17 protein-coding genes are annotated in these 19,441 nt (G+C 71.6%); 15 read left to right on the top strand and 2 right to left on the bottom strand.

The features are described from left to right. Nucleotides 1-11: 11 nt before the first annotated feature. From CFW40_RS10590 to CFW40_RS10655, 15 genes are all read left to right on the top strand, one after another. Nucleotides 12-2,012 carry a glycoside hydrolase gene (locus CFW40_RS10590; protein WP_088802028.1) on the top strand — a complete coding sequence of 667 codons (2,001 nt, stop codon included), beginning with the start codon at nucleotides 12-14 and terminating at the stop codon, nucleotides 2,010-2,012. A 158-nt stretch (nucleotides 2,013-2,170) separates the two neighbouring features. After that, nucleotides 2,171-4,825 carry a nitrite reductase large subunit NirB gene (gene nirB / locus CFW40_RS10595; protein WP_088797551.1) on the top strand — a complete coding sequence of 885 codons (2,655 nt, stop codon included), beginning with the start codon at nucleotides 2,171-2,173 and terminating at the stop codon, nucleotides 4,823-4,825. Further along, entirely contained in the window at nucleotides 4,825-5,271 is a 447-nt protein-coding gene (gene nirD / locus CFW40_RS10600; RefSeq protein WP_088797552.1) for a nitrite reductase small subunit NirD, read from the top strand. The genes nirB and nirD overlap by 1 nt, the downstream gene beginning before the upstream one ends. 134 nt (nucleotides 5,272-5,405) lie before the next feature. Continuing rightward, on the top strand, nucleotides 5,406-5,903 hold the full coding sequence (locus CFW40_RS10605) for an SRPBCC family protein (protein ID WP_088797553.1): 498 nt from the start codon (nucleotides 5,406-5,408) through the stop codon (nucleotides 5,901-5,903). 122 nt (nucleotides 5,904-6,025) lie between these two features. After that, a complete protein-coding gene (locus CFW40_RS10610) occupies nucleotides 6,026-6,331 on the top strand; it encodes a helix-turn-helix transcriptional regulator (RefSeq protein WP_088797554.1) in 306 nt (101 codons plus the stop codon). Between the two features lie 144 nt (nucleotides 6,332-6,475). Next, complete coding sequence (locus CFW40_RS10615) at nucleotides 6,476-7,420, top strand: oxidoreductase (RefSeq protein WP_088797555.1); 945 nt, start codon at nucleotides 6,476-6,478, stop codon at nucleotides 7,418-7,420. 297 nt (nucleotides 7,421-7,717) lie between these two features. Beyond that, nucleotides 7,718-9,694, top strand: a complete 1,977-nt coding sequence (locus tag CFW40_RS10620) for an amino acid permease (RefSeq protein ID WP_256331517.1) — start codon at nucleotides 7,718-7,720, stop codon at nucleotides 9,692-9,694. Nucleotides 9,695-9,864: 170 nt separating this feature from the next. Continuing rightward, nucleotides 9,865-10,680 carry a maleylpyruvate isomerase family mycothiol-dependent enzyme gene (locus CFW40_RS10625; RefSeq protein ID WP_088797556.1) on the top strand — a complete coding sequence of 272 codons (816 nt, stop codon included), beginning with the start codon at nucleotides 9,865-9,867 and terminating at the stop codon, nucleotides 10,678-10,680. Between the two features lie 163 nt (nucleotides 10,681-10,843). Further along, nucleotides 10,844-11,215, top strand: a complete 372-nt coding sequence (locus CFW40_RS10630; protein WP_088797557.1) for a hypothetical protein — start codon at nucleotides 10,844-10,846, stop codon at nucleotides 11,213-11,215. A gap of 110 nt (nucleotides 11,216-11,325) precedes the next feature. After that, the gene (locus tag CFW40_RS10635; RefSeq protein WP_088797558.1) at nucleotides 11,326-11,643 is read left to right on the top strand and encodes a hypothetical protein; all 318 of its coding nucleotides are present in this window, start codon (nucleotides 11,326-11,328) and stop codon (nucleotides 11,641-11,643) included. Between the two features lie 191 nt (nucleotides 11,644-11,834). After that, complete coding sequence (locus CFW40_RS10640) at nucleotides 11,835-13,094, top strand: ABC transporter substrate-binding protein (protein WP_176956529.1); 1,260 nt, start codon at nucleotides 11,835-11,837, stop codon at nucleotides 13,092-13,094. Beyond that, nucleotides 13,091-14,095 (top strand): carbohydrate ABC transporter permease, encoded by a 1,005-nt coding sequence (locus tag CFW40_RS10645; protein WP_256331516.1) that lies wholly within the window; start codon nucleotides 13,091-13,093, stop codon nucleotides 14,093-14,095. The genes CFW40_RS10640 and CFW40_RS10645 overlap by 4 nt, the downstream gene beginning before the upstream one ends. 6 nt (nucleotides 14,096-14,101) lie before the next feature. Then, nucleotides 14,102-14,938, top strand: a complete 837-nt coding sequence (locus tag CFW40_RS10650; protein ID WP_088797559.1) for a carbohydrate ABC transporter permease — start codon at nucleotides 14,102-14,104, stop codon at nucleotides 14,936-14,938. A 41-nt stretch (nucleotides 14,939-14,979) separates the two neighbouring features. Continuing rightward, nucleotides 14,980-15,120 (top strand): hypothetical protein, encoded by a 141-nt coding sequence (locus CFW40_RS37040; protein ID WP_176956528.1) that lies wholly within the window; start codon nucleotides 14,980-14,982, stop codon nucleotides 15,118-15,120. A 246-nt stretch (nucleotides 15,121-15,366) separates the two neighbouring features. Continuing rightward, a complete protein-coding gene (locus CFW40_RS10655; protein WP_256331515.1) occupies nucleotides 15,367-16,326 on the top strand; it encodes a TauD/TfdA family dioxygenase in 960 nt (319 codons plus the stop codon). Between the two features lie 231 nt (nucleotides 16,327-16,557). Here the strand turns inward: CFW40_RS10655 and CFW40_RS10660 are convergent, their stop codons facing one another. Both CFW40_RS10660 and CFW40_RS10665 read right to left on the bottom strand, forming a co-directional pair. Continuing rightward, nucleotides 16,558-17,403 carry a helix-turn-helix transcriptional regulator gene (locus CFW40_RS10660; RefSeq protein WP_088797561.1) on the bottom strand — a complete coding sequence of 282 codons (846 nt, stop codon included), beginning with the start codon at nucleotides 17,401-17,403 and terminating at the stop codon, nucleotides 16,558-16,560. Between the two features lie 634 nt (nucleotides 17,404-18,037). Beyond that, nucleotides 18,038-19,330, bottom strand: a complete 1,293-nt coding sequence (locus CFW40_RS10665) for a hypothetical protein (RefSeq protein WP_088797562.1) — start codon at nucleotides 19,328-19,330, stop codon at nucleotides 18,038-18,040. Nucleotides 19,331-19,441 lie beyond the last annotated feature (111 nt).

A 19,441-nucleotide genomic window follows, 5' to 3' on the forward strand; every position in this document is an offset into this window, starting at 1 on the left:
TTCAGTTCTTCATGAACTCCAACCCTCACAAGACCGCGGGACACCGCCGTCCCACCCGCGTGCTGGCCGCCTCGCTCGCGCTGACCGCGACCACCCTCGGCGTCGTCGGATGTGACCGCGCCGCCGCCGGCACGCTGGAGGGCAGCCATCTCCAACTCCCCGTATCCGGCGGCACGGCGGTCGTCGACACCGACTCCCTCGCGGTGACCGCGCACACCGGTGGCGGGCGGCAGCTGGTGCTGTCCGACGGGGCCGCGGGCGGACTGGGCAAGCCCGGTCCGGTGACGCAGACGGCCGACGGGGCGCGGTGGAGCTACCCCGACAAGGGCCTTCAGGTCACGGCGAGTTCGGAGCGCGGGCGGCTGCGGATCAAGCTGCGGTCGGACCGTGACGGGTCGGTCGACTGGCCGGTGACCGGCACCGACCGGGCCGCCTCCGCCGTCCAGGTACCGCGCGGCGAGGGGCTGGACATCCCGGTGCGGGACGCGTTCTGGAACGCCTCTCCGGAGAAGGGCGGGCTGGCCGGCAGCACCGTCGACATGGGCGAGGCCCTCTCGTTGCCGCTGTGGGGCTACTCCATGGGCGGGGCGGGCGGCGGGAGCGGCGTCAGCTACCTCACCCCGACCGACCTCGGCACCTCGCTGCGGTTCGCCTCCGCCGGCGGCCGGCTGCGCACCACGGCCCAGCATGCCTTCGACGCCGGTGAGGGCACCCGCGACTACGAGGTCTCCTTCGCCCTCACCGACGGCAATCCGGTCGCCCCGGCCGCCGACTACCGCTCCTACCTCGCGCAGCACGGCCGGCTCGGCAGCCTGCGCAAGAAGATCCGGCAGAACCCGGCCACCGAAAAGCTGCTGGGTGCGTTCCACGCCTATGTGTGGGGCGAGGCGCGCACCGCCCCCGGGGTCGAGGCGCTGAAGAAGCTGGGCGTGGACCGGATGTGGCTGGGCTACGACTCCGGTCCCGACCCGATGAAGGGACCGGCGGTGCGGGCCGCCAAGAAGGCGGGCTACCTCGTCGGCCCGTACGACACCTTCGCCAACGGCCAGGACCCCGAGAAGGCCGACAGCCCCACCTCCGTCTGGCCGGACCGGGTCTATCCCGACTTCTGCGTCCGCCGGGCCGACGGCACCCCGCAGCCGGGCTTCGGCAAGCGCGGCTGCTACCTCAGCTCGCGCGCCTTCGAGAAGGCCGAGCCCGCGAAGCACTACCTCGCCGACCGGACCCGCACGATGGTCGCCAACGGCGCGGACAGCTACTTCCTCGACGTGGATGCGACGGGAGAGCTGTTCCGCGATCACGGCAAGGGCCATGAGATGACCAAGGCCGGCGACCGCGCGAGCCGGCTGGCCCGGATGGTGCGGCTGTCGAAGAACCTCGTCCTGGGGTCGGAGGGCGCCCAGGCGTGGGCCAACAAGGTGCTGGCCTACAACCACGGCTCGGGCACCCCGGTCGACGACGGCCTGTGGGCCCTGGAGCGGGACAAGAAGACGTGGGGCGGCTACGCGCCGGAGAAGGCCCCCGGCGCCTTCTTCAAGCCGGTCCGGCTGCCCGCCCGGATGGCCACCGCCATGTACGACCCCAAGTACCGCGCGCCGCTCTACGAGACCGCGCTGCACGGCTCGCTGGTGAACGTGGAGCGCTGGGAGCTGTCGTACCAGAAGCTGCCGGCCCAGAAGACCACCCGGGCGCTGCTGGCGATGCTCTACAACACCCCGCTGAACTTCGTTCTCGACGGCCCGACGCTGCAGAAGGACGGGCCACAGCTCGCCGCGCTGCAGAAGTTCTTCTCGCCGCTGCACCGCGCCGCCGGCACGCAGCAGCTGACCTCGTTCCGGTGGCTGACCGCGGATCGCAGCGTCCAGCGCACGGTCTTCGGCAAGGGCGCGCTGACCGTCACCGCCAACTTCGGCAGCAAGGCCCACGGCGGCCTGCCGGGCGGCTGTGTGGATGCCGAGCTGGCCACCGACCGGCAGCCGCGGCGGCTGTGCCCGGCGCAGCTGAACGGCTGACCGGCCGGCATCCTGGCTGACCTGCTGATCTGCCGGAGGGCGGCCGCCCGCGCGGCGGCCGCCCTCACACGGCGGCCGCCGCGCCACTGAGGGCAGCGTTCCGCCCGGGAAACAGAGCAGATGCGGGCGGGTAACAGCCACGCCCCAGTGTGAGGGGCATGACCTCGATGCCGCCGCACCCGGATGCCACCACAGATGCCGCGCCCGGCACCACACCCACCCTCGTCCTGATCGGCCACGGCATGGTCGGCCAGCGCTTCCTGGAGGAGCTGGCCGACCGCGGTGTCACCGAGCGGATGCGGGTGGTCGTGCTGTGCGAGGAGCCCCGCCCGGCCTACGACCGCGTCCAGCTGACGTCGTACTTCGCCGGCCGCACCCCGGACGACCTGAGCCTGGCCGACCCGGAATTCCTGGCCCGGCACGGCATCGAGCTGCACCTCGGCGACCCGGCCACCGCCGTGGACCGCACCACCCGCACGGTCACCTCCCGCTCCGGGCTGACCGTCCGCTACGACACCCTGGTGCTGGCCACCGGCTCGTATCCGTTCGTGCCGCCGGTGCCCGGCAAGGACAGCGCGGGCTGTTTCGTCTACCGCACGATCGACGACCTGCTGGCCATCGAGGAGTACGCCAAGAACGCCCGCACGGGTGTGGTGGTGGGCGGCGGGCTGCTCGGCCTGGAGGCGGCCGGTGCGCTCAAGGGGCTCGGGCTGCACACCCACGTCGTGGAGTTCGCCCCGCGGCTGATGGCCCTCCAGGTCGACGAGGGCGGCGGCCGGGCGCTGCGCCGCACCATCGAGGAGATGGGCCTGGAGGTGCACACCGGTGTCGGCGGCAAGGAGATCGTCGCGGACGGCAGCGGCGCGGTGGCCGCCATGGGGCTCTCGGACGACTCCCGGATCGACACCGATCTGGTCGTCTTCTCGGCCGGCGTCCGCCCCCGTGACCAACTCGCCCGGGACTGCGGACTGCCGGTCGGCGAGCGCGGCGGCATCGTCGTCGACGAGCAGTGCCGCACCGTCGACCCGGCCGTGTACGCGATCGGCGAGTGCGCGCTGGCCGCCGACGGCCGGGTCTACGGCCTGGTCGCCCCGGGCTACGACATGGCGCGGGTGACGGCCGGCGAGATCGCCGCCCGGCTCGGTGACGACACCGGGCAGCCCGACGGCTTCACCGGTGCCGATCTGTCCACCAAGCTCAAGCTGCTCGGCGTGGACGTCGCGTCCTTCGGCGATGCGCACGGTGCGACGGACGGCGCGCTGGACGTGGTCTACGCCGACTCCCGCAGCGGCGTCTACAAGAAGCTGGTGATCGACGCCACGGGCGAGCTGCTGGGCGGGGTGCTGGTCGGCGACGCCGAGGCGTACGGCATGCTGCGGCCGCTGACCGGCACCGTGCCGCCGCTGGCACCCGAGCAGCTGGTCCTGCCCGCCGGGGCTGCCGGGGGCGGCGGCGCGCTCGGCCCGTCCGCACTGCCGGACGAGGCGGTGCTGTGCAACTGCCACAACGTGACCAAGGGGACGGTCCGGGCCGCGGTCACCGAGCACTCCTGCGGCACCCTCCCCGAGATCAAGAAGTGCACCAAGGCCGGCACCGGCTGCGGCAGTTGCGTCAAATCGCTGACCGCCGTGATGAACGACGAACTGGCCGCGTCCGGCGTCAGCCTCGACACCGGGCTGTGCGGCTGCTTCCCGCACACCCGCGCCGAGCTGTACGAGATCGTGCGCACCCTGCGGCTGACGTCCTTCGCCGAGCTGCTGGACTCGCACGGCCGCCCGGAGGCACGCCACGGCGACGGATGCGAGATCTGCAAGCCCACCGTCGGCTCGATCATCGCCTCCCTCGCGCCGGCCGTCGGCGCCGACGGCTATGTCCTCGACGGCGAGCAGGCCGCCCTCCAGGACACCAACGACCACTTCCTCGCCAACCTCCAGCGCAACGGCTCGTACTCCATCGTGCCGCGCATCCCCGGCGGGGAGATCACCCCGGAGAAGCTGATCGTGATCGGCGAGGTGGCCCGCGACTTCGGCCTCTACACCAAGATCACCGGCGGCCAGCGGATCGACCTGTTCGGCGCCCGGGTGGATCAACTCCCGCAGGTGTGGGCCCGGTTGGTGGACGCCGGCTTCGAGTCGGGGCATGCGTACGGCAAGGCGCTGCGCACCGTGAAGTCGTGTGTGGGCCAGACCTGGTGCCGTTACGGCGTCCAGGACTCGGTCCGTATGGCCATCGAACTGGAGCTGCGCTACCGGGGCCTGCGCTCCCCGCACAAGCTGAAGTCCGCGGTCTCGGGCTGCGCGCGGGAGTGTGCGGAGGCCCGCGGCAAGGACTTCGGCGTCATCGCCACCTCCCAGGGCTGGAACCTGTACGTGGGCGGCAACGGCGGCGCGGATCCGCGCCATGCCGACCTGCTCGCCCAGGACCTGGACGACGCCGGGCTGATCCGCCTGATCGACCGCTTCCTGATGTTCTACATCCGCACCGCCGACCGCCTGGAGCGCACCTCGGCCTGGCTGGAGCGGATCGAGGGCGGGCTCGACCACGTACGGGATGTCGTCGTCCACGACTCCCTGGGGCTGTGCGACGAGCTGGAGGCCCTGATGGCCGCCCATGTCACCCACTACCGCGACGAGTGGGCCGAAACCCTCGCCGATCCCGAACGGCTGGCCCGCTTCGTGTCCTTCGTCAATGCGCCCGGCGCACCGGATCCGTCGGTCCGCTTCGTACCGGAGCGCGACCAGGTCAAGCCGGATCTGACGCTGCTGGCCGGCCCCACTCTGCCCGTTCGCACTCTGGAAGGGACTTCCGTCTGATGGCCACCGCGATCACCCCTCTCGACTCCCTCACCTCCCTCACCCATCCCGCCACCGGCGCCGCGGCCACTGCCTCCGCCACGACCGCCGCATCCGCCACGGCCGCCACGGTCGAGATCCGCTGCCCCCAGGGCTGGGTCGCGGTGTGCACGACGGACGACCTCACCCCGGGGCGCGGGGTCGCCGCCCTCCTCCCGGACGGCACCCAGGCCGCGCTCTTCGCCGACCGCGCCGGGCAGACGTATGCGATCGCCAACCGCGATCCGTTCACCGGCGCCCAAGTCCTCTCCCGCGGCCTGACCGGCTCGGCCGACGGCCGGGCGTTCGTGGCATCGCCGCTGCTCAAGCAGCGTTTCGACCTGGCATCCGGGGACTGCCTGGACGACCCGGAGGTCGCGGTGGCGGCCTATCCCGTACGGACGCGGGGCGGGAAGCGCGACTCCTGAGGCCCGCCGCGCCCCTCCCCCGCCCCTGGCACAGGGAGACATAAGCGCAACCCACCGGTTGCACCTCCTGGCCTCACGTGCAACCATCAGGTAGCACGTGAGCATCGGAAGGGCACGACAGGAGGAGCACCCCCATGAGCACCGGCAGCAATCAGCACAAGGACGGCGGCGCGGGCGGCGCCCACGACCGCATCGAGCGGGAGATCAGCATCGCCGCGCCCGTGGAGCGCGTCTGGGCCGTGCTCACCGAGCCGGAGCACGTCGGCTCCTGGTTCGGCCAGGGCGAGCCGGCGCCGGTCGATCTGCGGCCGGGCGGGATCATGGAGCTCGACCACGGTGAGTACGGCCAGTTCCTGACCAAGATCGTGAAGGTGGACCCGCCGCACCACTTCTCGTACCGCTGGGCCAGTGCGCACCCCGGTGAGGTGGCGGTCGAGGGCAACTCCACCCTCGTCGAATTCACCCTCACCGAGGAGGGCGACGGCACCCACCTGCGCGTGGTGGAGAGCGGATTCGCCGGCCTCCGCATCCCCGAGGACCGGAAGAAGACCGCGGGGTACGAAAGCCACTCCGCGGGCTGGACCGGCCAGGTGGAGAACATCCGGCGGTACACGGAGCAGCTCGCGGCATGACGAGGGCTGGAGAGGCGGGCGGGGGGCCGGGCGGGGGCGCCGGTCAGGGCTCGGGCCGGGGCGGCAAGGGCGCCGGTCCGGGCTCGGGGGCGGGCTCAGGCTCGGGGGCGGGCTCGGACGCCGTGGCGGAGGTCTTCTCCGCGCTGGCGGACCCGACCCGCCGCCGGATACTCGACGCCCTCGCCGCGCACGGCGAGGCGACCGCCACGGTCCTGGCGGCCGAATTGCCGGTCAGCCGCCAGGCCATCGTCAAACACCTGGGGATCCTGGACCGCGCCGGTCTGGTCGCAGGACACCGGGAGGGCAGGGAAGCGCGCTACCGGGTCATACCGGAGCGGCTGGGGATCACCGCCCGGTGGATGGACCGGGTGGCCGCCGTCTGGGACACCCGTCTCTCGGCGATCAAGCGCCTCGCCGAGGAGGAGTGAGCACGGGCGCGACGCCCGGGGGCAAAGGCGAGGACGGAGCGCGGAGGACGACGGAGGGCGGGCAGCGGGCCCTCCTCCAGCCCTCTCCGGTCCCGGCCGCCCCTCCCACGTACTCTGGTCGCCCCCGTACGGAGGAGCACAGGCGTGACCCGGTGGAACACCAGCCACATCGCCGACCAGACCGGCCGCTCGGCGGTCGTCACCGGCGCCAACAGCGGACTCGGCTACGCCACGGCACGTGAACTGGCCCGGCACGGCGCCCGCGTACTGCTGGCCTGCCGCAACGAGGCGCGGGGCATGGCCGCCCTGGACCGGCTGCGGGCCGACGTCCCCGCCGCCGAGGCCGAGTTCCGGCCCCTCGACCTGGCCGATCTCTCCTCCGTACGGGACTTCGCCGCCGCCCTCGACGACTTCGACGGCGACCGCCTCGACCTGCTCATCAACAACGCCGGCGTGATGGCACTGCCGTACCTGACCACCGCCGACGGCTTCGAGATGCAGTTCGGCACCAACCACCTCGGCCACTTCGCGCTGACCGGGCTGCTGCTGCCCAAGCTCCTCGCCACGCCCGGCGCCCGGGTCGTCACCGTCTCCAGCATGCTGCACGTCCTCGCCGACCTCGACTACACCGACCTCAACAGCGCGCGCTCCTACCGCCGCTGGATCGCGTACAGCCGCTCCAAGAGCGCCAACCTGCTCTTCACCCACGAACTGGCCCGGCGGCTGGCCGCGGCCGGCTCCCAGGTCGTCGCGGCCGCCGCGCACCCCGGATACGCCTCCACCAACCTCATGACCGCGGGCGTCCGCATGGAGGGCCGCACCTCCGCCGAGCGGATCATCGACTTCGGGACCGGCCTCATCGGCCAGTCCCCGGACGGCGGCGCCCTGGGCACCCTCTGCGCGGCCACCGCGCCCCATATGCGGCCGGACTCCTTCATCGGGCCGCGCAACGGGCTGCGCGGCGCCCCCGCCCAGTCCTTCCGCGCCCCCTGGACCAAGAAGGACGCAGCCGGCGAGCGCCTGTGGGCCGCGTCGGAAGAGCTCACCGGCGTCCACTACGACTTCTCACGGCCGGCCGCGGCATTCTGACCGACGGGTGCGGCGCGGTGGGCCGTTCCCTGTACTGGCAGATCCCTGTACTGGCCCCCCGAGCCGCCCGTTCCCTGTACCGGCCGTTCCCGTGCCGGCCGTTCCCTGTACTGGCGATCCGCCTGCCCACTGGTCCCGTTCACCCGCGTGGGCGCGCCGGCCGCGCCCCCCGCGTCAAGACCCCGTGAAGATCACCCCGTTGCCCGCCAAGGGGACGCCAAGGCCCAGGGGCGGCCGCCGCCCTGCCCCGCACGCTGGTCTGGTCCCACACGGTGCCGCACGGAGGTACGACGCACAATGCCGATGGTGTCCCGGCCCGGTGGCCGGCCCGAGGAACCGCCGGATACCACCACCCGCACCGGCAGCGCCCCCACCGGCGCCGGCGAACCCGCTCGTACGCCCACCGGTGAGCCCACGGGTGAACCCACAGGCGAGCCCGCTGGTGAATCCACTGGCGAGCCCGCCGCCGAGCCCGATCCCCGCCACCGGCTCACCACACTCCAGGGCCTGGCCGCCCTCTCCCTCGATGCCCTGGCGTCCGTCGCCTACGGCCCCGAGTCGATCGTGCTGGTCCTGGCCGCGGCAGGCAGCTACGGCCTTGGTTTCACGCTGCCCGTCACACTCGCCATCGCCACGCTGCTGGCCGTCCTGGTCGCGTCGTACCGCCAGGTGATCGCGGCTTTCCCCGACGGCGGCGGCTCGTACGCGGTGGCCAGGACGCACCTCGGCCGCCGGGCCGCCCTGGTGGCCGCCGCCGCCCTCCTCCTCGACTACGTCCTCAATGTCGCGGTCTCCGTGACGGCCGGTGCAGCGGCCCTGACCTCGGCGTTCCCCGCGCTCTACGACGACCGGACGGCGATCTGCCTGACGGTGCTGCTGCTGATCACCGGCATCAACCTGCGCGGCATCGTCGACTCGGCGAAGGCGTTCCTCGTCCCCACCGCCGTCTTCATCGGCGCCATCCTGACGGTGATCGTCGCCGGCCTCCTCCGCGACGCCCCCGCCTCGACCGTCACCACCTATGGTCACCCCTCCGCTCTCGCCCAGAACGCCACCGCCGTCGGCGCCCTGCTCCTGCTCAAGGCCTTCGCGTCCGGCTGCTCGGCGCTGACGGGTGTCGAGGCGGTGGCCAACGCGGTGCCGTCCTTCCGGGCGCCGGCGGCCAGGCGTGCCCAGCGCACCGAGGTCGCGCTCGGCGCCCTGCTCGGCGTGATGCTGATCGGGCTGTCCGTCCTGATCGGCCGCTTCCACCTCCAGCCGGTGGCGGGCGTGACCGTCCTCGCGCAGCTCGCGGACGCCTCCCTGGGCCACAACGGGGCCTTCTACGTGGTCCAGTTCGCCACCATGGTGCTGCTGGCCCTCGCCGCCAACACCTCCTTCGGCGGGCTGCCCGTCCTGATGGGCCTGCTCGCCCGGGACAACTACCTGCCGCACGTCTTCGGCCTCAAGGCGGACCGGCAGGTCCACCGGCACGGCGTGCTGGCCCTCGCCGCCGTGGCCGCGGCGCTGCTGCTCGTTTCCGGCGGCGAGGTCAACACCCTCGTCCCGCTGTTCGCCATCGGTGTCTTCGTCGGCTTCACGCTCTGCCAGATCGGCATGGTCCGGCACTGGCGCCGCCACCGCTCCTCCGGGTGGCGCGGCAAGGCCCTGCTGAACGGTTTCGGCGCCCTGCTCACCGGTGTCTCGGCACTCGTCGTCACCGCCACCAAGTTCACCGAGGGCGCCTGGCTCCTCGTCATCGCCCTGCCGCTGCTGGTCCTCACCTTCGAAGCCGTACACCGTGCCTATGCCCGTATCGGCGAACGCCTCGGCCTGGGCCGCGTCCCCGGCCCCCTGCACCGTGCCCCCTCCCTCGTCATCGTCCCCGTCTCGTACCTCTCCCGGCTGACCTGCGAGGCCCTGAACGCGGCGGTGTCCCTGGGCGATGAGGTGGTGGCGGTCACCGTCACCCACGACGCCCCCGAGGACCGCCCGGCCGCCGAGGCCCTGCGCCGCGACTGGGAACTGTGGAACCCCGGCGTGGAACTCCTCGAACTGCCCTCCGCCACCCGCTCCCTCGGCCGTCCCATAGCCGCCTGCGTCACCGGCCTGGCGGCACGGCGCCCCACCACCCGCATCACCGTCCTGATCCCGGAGGCCGAGCCCGCCCACCTCTGGCAGCGCCTGCTGCAGAACCAGCGCGGCGCGGTCGTCGCCCGCGCGGTGCGCCGGGACACGGACGCGGTCATCTGCCGGCTGCGGTTCCGCCTGGAGCAACAGAGCGCCCGCTCGTGACACCGCACTGAGCGGGAGGGGAACAGCTCGACTCGGGAAGAGGAACGACTCGTGATGCGCAACTGCTCCTGTCGGGGCCACCGCTCGTGATGCGGGACTGCTCACTGCTCGTGACACGGAACCGCTCGTCGTGACGCTCCGTTGTCAGTGGTGCGTCCTACCGTGAGGTCATGAACTCCGCACACCCCGCCATGAGCATGGATTACGACGGTCACTGCGCCGCCCTCGTCGACCAGGCCGCACTCCTGGCGTCCTGCCTCACGGAGCGGGACGCCGACCTGACGACCACCGTCCCCTCGTGCCCGGACTGGAACCTCGCCCAGCTGCTCCGGCATCTGGGCGAGGCCCATCGCTGGGTCGAGGACCTGGTACGGACCCGGGCGACCGAACCCCCGCCCGAGACCGCCCTGCGCGTCCTGCCCCGCGACACCACCCAGTCCCCGGCCGAGGCCGCCGCCTGGCTCCTCGAGGGCGCCCGGCGCCTTGCGGACACACTGCGCTCCACGGGCCCCGACGTCCGGATCTGGACCCCGCTCCCCTCCGGCTCCCCGCGCTTCTTCGCCCGCCGCATGGCCCACGAGACGGTCATGCACCGAGCCGACGTCACGCTGGCGCTCGGCAGCGACTTCACCGTCGACCCACGCCTCGCCCTCGACACCCTCGACGAATGGATGGAACTCGGCTCCCTCCCCGAGATGTTCGACTTCCACCCCGACCGGCGCGAACTCCTCGGCCCCGGCCGCACCCTCCACTTCCACGCCACGGACACCCCGCCGGAAGCCGCCGCCGACTGGCTCGTCGACCTCACCGGCGACACCCTCGCCTGGCGCCGCGTCCAGGAGCCGGCCGCCGTCTCCGTCCGCGCCCCGCTGACCGACCTCCTGCTCCTCATCTACGGCCGTACCCCCGCCGACCACGACACCTTCGAGATCACCGGCGACGCGGAACTGCTGGAGTTCTGGCTGGCACGCGTGCTGTTCGGCTGAGAACCGGGGCCCCGGCCGGCACCCACCTCACCTCACCCCGCTCACCTCGCCCCGCCGTGCCCCACCCCGGAGACGCCCCCATCAGACCACCGGCGCGTGGATTAAGTTGGCCTCGCCCCCAGGCACGGCCCACACGACCCGACCCACCCGAGGAGAGAGCCCCATGACCGAGTCCGACCAGCCGCCGGGCAGCACTCCCGGCCTGCCTCCCCCGCCTCCCCCGTACCGTCCGCGGCTCGGCCCCGAGCCTCTGCCGACGAACCAGGCCGAGGCACTGGCGATCGGCCGGAAACACTTCCCCGAGGTCGGCTCGCCCGGCGGTCCTACCGGCCTGTACGTCCATGAGTTCGACATCGGCTACCTGATCCACGCGAGCTGGCCGTGCCCCGAGGACCCCACCGCGCCTCCCGCGGAGCCCGGCGGCAGTCACGTCGTCATCTCCAAGATCGACGGCGAGGTGTCGTCCGTGCCCAACTTCCCTCCGGAATCGGCGGTGGAGCTCTACCACCGCCACTACAGGCGCCGGACCTCCTGAGGCTCCCGCGGAAGATTGAGGGCGTTTCAGATGATCCGGAATGGGTCGGCGCATTTCTCACCTGACACCCACCGGTGCTCAGGCAAGACGGGGCGCGACGGGAGCAGAAAATGACCAGTTCGCAGGACCAGCACACGCCGCCCACCACCCCCGAGGAAGCGCTCGCCATCGTCCGCAGCCGCTATGCCGAGCCCAAGCTGCCGGACGGCTCCCCCGCCCCCCTGCACGTCCACGCATTCGACATCGGCTACCTCGTCTACGCCGCCTCCCCCCGCACACCGGACGCATCGGGCCCCCCGCAGCCGGCCCCGCCCGGCGGGTCAAAGATCATCGTCGCCAAGGACACCGGCGAAACCGTCACCGTGCCCAACTTCCCCACCGAGGCGGCCATCGAGCTCTACCGCAAGCAGCGCCAGGCCCCTCCGTAAGGGGCGGTACCAGACCCTCGGGCTGCCAGACTGCGGGCTGCCACCCGTGCTGGAGGCCCCGTCCAGCCCCCGCCCCGCCCCCGTTTCGTGTAGATGCCATGCGCGCTTCACCGTCGTGCGGCAGAGTGGACGGTCGCACCGTCGGTGATCGTCGATCACCGATAGGTTACGAGCGCAGGGGGCGACGTGCCATGACGGAGATCAACAGGCGGCGGCTGTTGGCGGCCGGCGGCGGGGTGGCCCTTGCCGCGGGACTTGCGACCGCGTGCGGGTCCAACACCGGGCGGGGCGGCGGCGGTTCGGGGCCCGCGCTCAGCCAGTGGTACCACCAGTACGGGGAGCCCGGGACCCAGCAGGCCGTGAAGCGGTACGCCGCCGCGTACCGGAAGGCGGACGTCTCGGTGCAGTGGCGGCCGGGTGACTACGACCGGCAGACGGCGGCCGCGCTGCTCACCGACTCGGGGCCGGACGTCTTCGAGGCCAACGGGCCGCTGCTGGACCAGATCCAGGGCGGTCAAGTGGTCGATCTGACCGCCGAGATCGAGCCGGTGAAGGACGACTTCCATCAGGCCGTGCTGGCGCCGAAGATCTGGCAGGACAAGATCTGGGGCATCCCGCAGGTCGTCGACATGCAGTTGCTGTACTACCGCAAGAGCCTGCTGAAGAAGGCCGGGGTGCAGCCGCCGCAGACGCTCGACGAGCTGGTGGACGGGGCGAGGAAGCTCAGCGGCAAGAAGTCCAAGGGGCTGTTCCTGGGGAACGACGGCGGGGTGGGCGTGCTCGGCGGGACGCCGCTGTTCGCCGCCGGGCTGAGCCTGATCAGCCCGGACGGCAAGGTCGGGTTCGACGATCCGGCCGCGGCGCGCACCCTCGGCAAGATCCGGCAGCTGTACGCGGACAAGTCGTTGCTGCTGGGTGCGCCCACGGACTGGTCCGATCCGGCCGCCTTCATCCAGGGGCTGACCGCGATGCAGTGGTCGGGGCTGTGGGCGCTGCCGCAGATCAAGAAGGCGCTGGGGGACGACTTCGGGGTGCTGCCGTTCCCGAAGGACGGGAGCGGAGGGAAACCCTCCGTTCAGGTGGGTGCCTATGGCTCCGCGGTCAGCGCGCGCAGCGCACGCAAGGCGGCGGCCAAGGCCTTCGCGAAGTGGCTGTGGGTGGACCGCACCGACTTCCAGCAGGACTTCGCGCTGTCGTACGGATTCCATATCCCGGCGCGGATCTCACTGGCGAAGAAGGCCCGGCAGCTGCAGTCCGGCCCGGCGGCGGACGCGGTGCGGCTCTCGACCGATCACGGCTATGCCGAGCCGCTGTTGTGGACGACCGCGGACCGTACCGCCTATCAGGACGCGCTGAGCCGGATCATCAAGGACGGCGCCAACCCGGAGAGCGAGCTGAAAAGCGTGGTGCGCAAGGTCAATGCCGAGCTCCAGCGGGTCAAGAAGAAGTGACCGCGGGCGGGACCGAAGAGGCGGTCACAGACGTACCGGCCCCCCGTGCCGCGGCGGGGCCGGAAGCCGAGCCCCGCTCGCCCGGCGCCCGGTGGCTCGGCCCACAGCGGCGGAACCTCTGGTTCTGGGTCTTCGTCGGGCCGTTCGCGATCGGGCTGGGGATGTTCACGTACGTGCCGTTGGTGTGGAGCGTCTACCTGAGCTTCTTCGACGCGCACAACACCGTCAGTCCGTCCGGCTCGGATTTCGTCGGGCTGGGCAACTACGGCACGATGCTGAGCGATCCGGCATTCCTGGGCAGCCTGGGCACGTTTGCGCTGTTCACGGTGTTCATCGTGCCGGCGACCTATGCGCTGTCGCTCGCACTGGCGCTGATGGTGAACCGGCTGCGCTTCGCCCAGGCGTTCTTCCGGTCGGTGTTCTTCCTGCCGACGGCCTGCTCCTATGTCGTCGCGTCGGTGATCTGGAAGCTGTCGGTCTTCAACGGGGTGCGGTTCGGGCTGGCCAACACCGTGCTGGGGTGGTTCGGCGCGGACCAGACCGCCTGGCTGTCGACGACCGATCCGCCCTGGTACTGGCTGGTCATCGTGACCGTACGGCTGTGGCTGCAGGCCGGGTTCTACATGATCCTGTTCCTGGCCGGACTGCAGCGGATCTCACCGCAGTTGTACGAGGCAGCGGCGATGGACGGGGCGCGGCCGGGCTGGCAGGTCTTCCGGCACATCACCTTTCCGCAGTTGCGCGCCACGTCCGTGGCGGTGGTGCTGCTGTTGGTGATCAACGCGTTCCAGGCGTTCGACGAGTTCTACAACCTGCTGAGCGATGCGCGCGGCTATCCGCCCTACGCCCGGCCACCGTTGGTCTATCTGTATTACACGGCGCTCGGACAGGACCAGAATCTCGGACTGGGCAGCGCGGGTGCGGTGATCCTGGCGCTGATCATCGCGGTGGCGACGGTCGTCCAGGCCCGCTGGTTCGGCCTCGGCCGCAAGGAGGAGTGAGCACCGATGCATGACGCGCTGACCAGAGCCGGGCGCGCGCTGCGGGTCGTCACCGTGATCGCCCTCGCGCTGCTCTTTCTCATCCCCTTCTACCTGCTGGTGCGGAACGGGCTGGCCACCGAGCGGGAGATCACCTCCCCTGACTGGACGTTCTTCCCGCACGAGCTGCAGTGGTCGCATCTCACCGAGGTCTTCCGGGATCCGAACCTCCCCCTGGGCCGGGCGCTGCTCAACTCCACGCTGATCGCGGTCTCGACGACCGTCGGTACGGTCCTGCTGGCCTCGCTCGCGGGGTACGGTCTGGCCCGGATCCCCTACCGGCACGCCCATGTCGTCTTCTACGCGATCCTGGGGACGCTGATGGTCCCGGCGGCCGTGACGTTCGTGCCGAGCTTCGTGCTGGTGTCGACGCTCGGCTGGATCTCCACTTTGCGGGGCCTGGTCATTCCCACGCTGTTCAGCGCGTTCGCCTGCTTCATCTTCCGGCAGTACTTCCTGGGCTTCCCCAAGGAGCTGGAGGACGCGGCACGGGTCGACGGGCTCGGCTACTGGCGGACGTACTGGCGCATCGTGGTGCCCAACGCCCGGCCGGTCTTCGCCGCCGTCGCCACCATCGTCTTCATCGGTGCCTGGAACGCGTTCCTGTGGCCGCTGGTGATCGGGCAGGACCAGGAGGCCTGGACGGTACAGGTGGCACTGTCGACGTTCACCACCGCGCAGAACCTCAATCTGCACGAGCTGTTCGTGGCCGCGGCGGTCTCGATCGCCCCGTTGGTGGTGGTCTTCCTGCTGCTCCAGCGGTACATCGTGGCGGGGGTGGAGCGCAGCGGGATCGACGACTGAGGCATTGAGCCCGCCCGTCAGGAGGGGGTACGGTGCATGGCATGAGCACGCACCCGACCGTCCGTGAGGTGGCCCCGCGCGAGAGCGGCCCCCACGGCGAGTGCGCGCCCCGCGGCCTGAGCTTTCTGCGCCGCCGCGGCCGGGTGGGATCTCCCCCGGCCGGTTGTTCCTGTACGGCCTGACGGCTTTCCGCGGTGACGGCTTCCCGCATCAGCAGCTTCAGGCGCTGCCGGCGTCATGCACCGACGGGTTCACGGGCTGACGGCCACCTGCACTGACGGGTTCCTGCCCTGACGTGCGGCGGGCGGTGGTCCGTCCGACGACCGCGTCCGCCGTGGCCGCACCCCCACCCCCCGGCCGCCAGGCACATGGCTCCCCTCTCCCTTCCTCCCCCACCCGCCTCCCCTTCTCCCGATCAGGAGGATCAGTTGACGACGCTCGCCGATTCCGCGGCTTCCCCCGCCCCCGTGCCCACCCCCGTCCTGCGCCCCCACCGCATCCCCGCCGACGGCCTCTACGAAGGGCACCGCGTCCTGCGCCGCACTCCCGACCACTGGGAGGACCGGCCCTATGAGCGCTTCGAGGTCGTGCCGCAGGCGGCCACCATCGGGGCCGAAATCCGTGGGGTGGACCTGTCCCGTCCGCTGTCCGACGGCCTGCGCGCGGAGCTGAACCGGGCGTTGCTGGAGTGGAAGGTGCTGTTCTTCCGCGGGCAGCATCTGAGCTCCGCGGCTCAGCGCGAATTCGCGCGCAATTGGGGTGAGCTGGAGACCAACCCGTTGCTGGCGTGGGGCGATTCGAAGGATGTGGTGCGGTTCGACAAGGCGGCAGGCGGGGCCCCGACGTTCGAGAACGTATGGCACACGGATGTCACGTTCCGCGAACGCCCGGCGCTGGGTGCGGTGTTGCAACTGCGGGAGGTGCCCCCCGCGGGCGGGGACACCCTGTGGGCCGATATGGCCGCGGCATACGACAATTTGCCTCCGGAAATCCGCGCACGGGTCAATGGGGCGCGGGCGGTGCACGACTATCTCCCGGGTTTCTCGCGCTTCTACTCCACCGTTCAACTGGCGCCATTTCAGGAGCAGTTCCCTCCGGTCGAGCATCCCGTGGTGCGCCGGCACCCGGAGACCGGGCGGCGGATGCTGTTCGTCAACGCCTCCTTCACCACCCGGATCGTGGGCCTGGAGGAGGTGGAGAGCGACCGGCTGTTGCGCGTGTTGTTCCAGCAGGCGCAGGTGCCGGAGTTTCAGGTGCGGTGGCGCTGGCAGGCGGGGGACCTCGCGTTCTGGGACAACCGTGCCACCCAGCACTACGCGGTGAACGACTACGGAACGCACCGCCGAGTCGCGGAGCGGGTCGCCATCGCGGGCGACCGCCCCTACTGACCGCGCGCCCGGTATCTGCGCCGCCCGTCAGGATGCACCTGAGGGGCGACAGCCGGAGCCGGACCGGCCCCCGGAGCCCGACATGCGGCAGGAGTCCGACGTGCGGCAGGAGGCCCCGGGCGCACGGCACGGCACACCGGGCGCGCGACGCGGCATCCCCGGCAGGCGGCATGGCGTACCCGTCGCGCGGCACGGCGTCCCGCACGCGCCCGCAGGTGTGCCCGGCGCCGCTCACCCCAGCCGTTCGTACGCCGCCGCTTCCGCCGGACGCGCACCACGCAGCAGGGCCGCGCCCAGCGGGGTGAGGGTGTGCAGCACCGCGTTGCCCTGCCGCAGGGTGACCAGCAGGCCGGCATCGCGGAGCACCGTCGCATGCTGGCTGGCGGAGGCCAGCGAGACATCGGCCCGGCGGGCGAGTTCGCTGGTGGTGCAGCCGACGCCGATGCCCTGGAGTATCGCGGAGCGGGTCTGGCCGACGAGCCGGCCGAGGGAACGTTCCGGCGGCACCGGCGGGGTGATCCGCGGCACCGGGTGTTCCACCGGATAGACCAGCACGGGCGTCAGATCCGTGTTGTGGAAGGTGACCGGGGTGCGGCGGCAGAAGTACGACGGCAGCAGCAACAGCCCCCGGCCGCCGAGGTGGAGATCGCGGTCCACCGGATAGTCGGCCTCCAGTACGGGCGGGCGCCAGCGCATCATCGGCGGGAGCGAGGCGAGCAGCCGGTCCGCGCCGCCGTCGAGCAGCGCCCTGCCACGGGCGGCCCGGTCGGCCTCGATACGGCACTGGACGCGCGGCCAGTACGGGGCGACGGCCGCCTCGTAATAGCGCTGGAGGATCCCGGCGAGCCGGCCGAGGGCACGGGTGTCGCCCTCGGCCATCGCCCGTATCCACGACGGGAACGGGCGGGTGGCCGTGGAGAGCCGGGACAGTTCCTCGTGCAGCCGGGCGGACGGCGTCTCGCGCAGCGCGGCGAGCGCGTCGGTCATGCCGAGGAGCCCTTCGGCGGGCGTCAGGAAATCGGGAAAATACCCGCGGGTGGGCACGAGCGGCGCCAGCAGTCGCGCTTCGCCATTCAACCTTCCGCGCGTTTCCGATCGCCATTTGCCGAACGCCGAATCGTCCCGTCGGTCGCGCAGCCGGTGAAAGCTTAAGACGGTCTCCCACAGTGCGTCCGGGCGTGCCGCAATGCGCACACGGGCCAGATCGAGTCCACTGAAATGGACGCGTAACACCGAAACCCCCACCTCTGGTTTCCTCAGTCGGCCCCCGGCACGCCTGAGTATGCACGCCAACACGTGCGGTCACCATGCCCTTTTGGCCAGACTTGAAAGTGGTCGCGCCACCGGGCCGGGTGGAGGAAAGCTTGTACTCAATTCAGCGGCGGTGCGAACGGACCGGATTGCTCGATCCCGTGGGGGGTGATGGGCAACCACCCGGCCGCTCGCCAGCCCCGCTGAAGGCCGCACCCCGCGCCGACCGGGGTGACGGCAGCTCCCGAGGGGGGAGTCCGGAAAGAGCGAGGGCGGCACCTCCGCACAGGTGCCGCCCTCGTAAGTCTGACCTGCGAAGACGCCACACAGGCAGGAGCCGCACGGGCCCGCATCCAGCACTCGGATGCGGGCCCTCTTCGGTGCCTGGGATCAGTTGGCGCCCGGGATCAGTCGATGCCCGGGGGCAGTTGACGACGCCCGGGGCGGTTGCTGCCCGGGATCAGTGGGTGCCCCGGGCCCCGCGGTGACGGCGTACGGCGAAGACCGCCCCGGTGCCGAGGAGCACGGCGCCGCCGCCGACGAGGGCGAGCTGCGGCACGGCGGGCGACGCACCGGTCGAGGCGAGGCTGCCGCCGGTGGCTGCCGACGCCGGCTGGGCGGAGGCGGTGGAGCCGGCGGAGGCCGGGGAACCGGCCTGCGCGGCCGGCGTCGACTTCGGCTTCGGGCGGTCCTTGTCCTCGACCTTGCCGGGCTTCGCGTCGCCAACCGTGCCGGGCTTGCTGCCGGCCGGCAGCACCTTCAAGGGGTAGTTGTTCATGGGGCCGAGGACACACGGGTGGTACGCGTCGGAGGCGTCACCCGCGAGGAGGGCGAAGCCATCAATGGCCGGGGCCGCCGCTTCGAGCGTCATCCGCATCTTCACCTCGGTGCGGGCCCCGGGCTTCATGCCCTTGAGGTGCATGGGGTGGGAGGGGCTGTTGGAGTCCAGCTCGTGCCAGCCGGCACCATCGGCCCACTGCACCTTCATGAAGTGCTGCTCCTGGTCCTTGGCGTTCAGACGGAAGAACACCAGCGGGTCCACGTCCAGCGTGCGGTCGGTGGCATTGGCCACGGTGAACGAGAAGCCGACCGTGGTCCCGGCGACCACCTTCGCGGGCAGGCGGTTCGCGAGGACGGTCAGGCCCGGCACGCGTACGCACTCGGCGGCAGCGGCGAGCGCCTTGTCGGCCGCGTCCTTGGCCTTGCGGGCCTCGGCCGAGGCGGTCAGGACCTTGTTCCACTCCCGGAACGCCGCGACATTGGCGTCGTCCCATGCGTCCTTGGCCACCCTGCGCTCGGCGTCCGCGTTCGCCTTGGCGTCGGCGGCGGTCTTGGCCTGTGCCTCGGCGGCGCTCAGCGCCTCCTGAGCCTTGGCCTTCCCGTCCTCGTCCGTGGCCTCGTCCAGCGCGGCCCTGGCGTCCGTGACGGCCTTGTCGGCGGCGGTCTTGTCGGCGTCGGCGGCCTTGGCCGCCTTGTCCGCGGCGAGGTAGGCCGCCTTGAGCGGGTGGGAGTCCTGGTCCAGGGCTTCCATGGTGGTCTTGATCTTCTCGCGGCCGGCCTTCTCGGCGGCAACCGCGTCCTCGTACGCCTTCTTCGCGTCGTCGGCGGCCTTCTTCAGTTCCGCGTAGGTCGGCTTCTGCTGCGTCTGTGCCGGGGCCTTCGGGGTGGCGAAGGCGGTGCTCGCGGAGAGCAGGACCGCAGGTGCGGTGACGGCGGCGACAGCGGCGGTCGCGAGGGTACGGCGAAGGTTCACTAGAGACCTTTTCTGGTCAAAGAGAAGGGAATCCGCCGCGTGAGCGTGGCGCTCAGACGTGCGGGATACCTGGGATCTTATGACCGATATAAGGCCTAAGAACAAGGAAAA

The sequence above is a fragment of the Streptomyces sp. 2114.4 genome, assembly GCF_900187385.1.
GTDB classification, from domain to species: domain Bacteria; phylum Actinomycetota; class Actinomycetes; order Streptomycetales; family Streptomycetaceae; genus Streptomyces; species Streptomyces mooreae.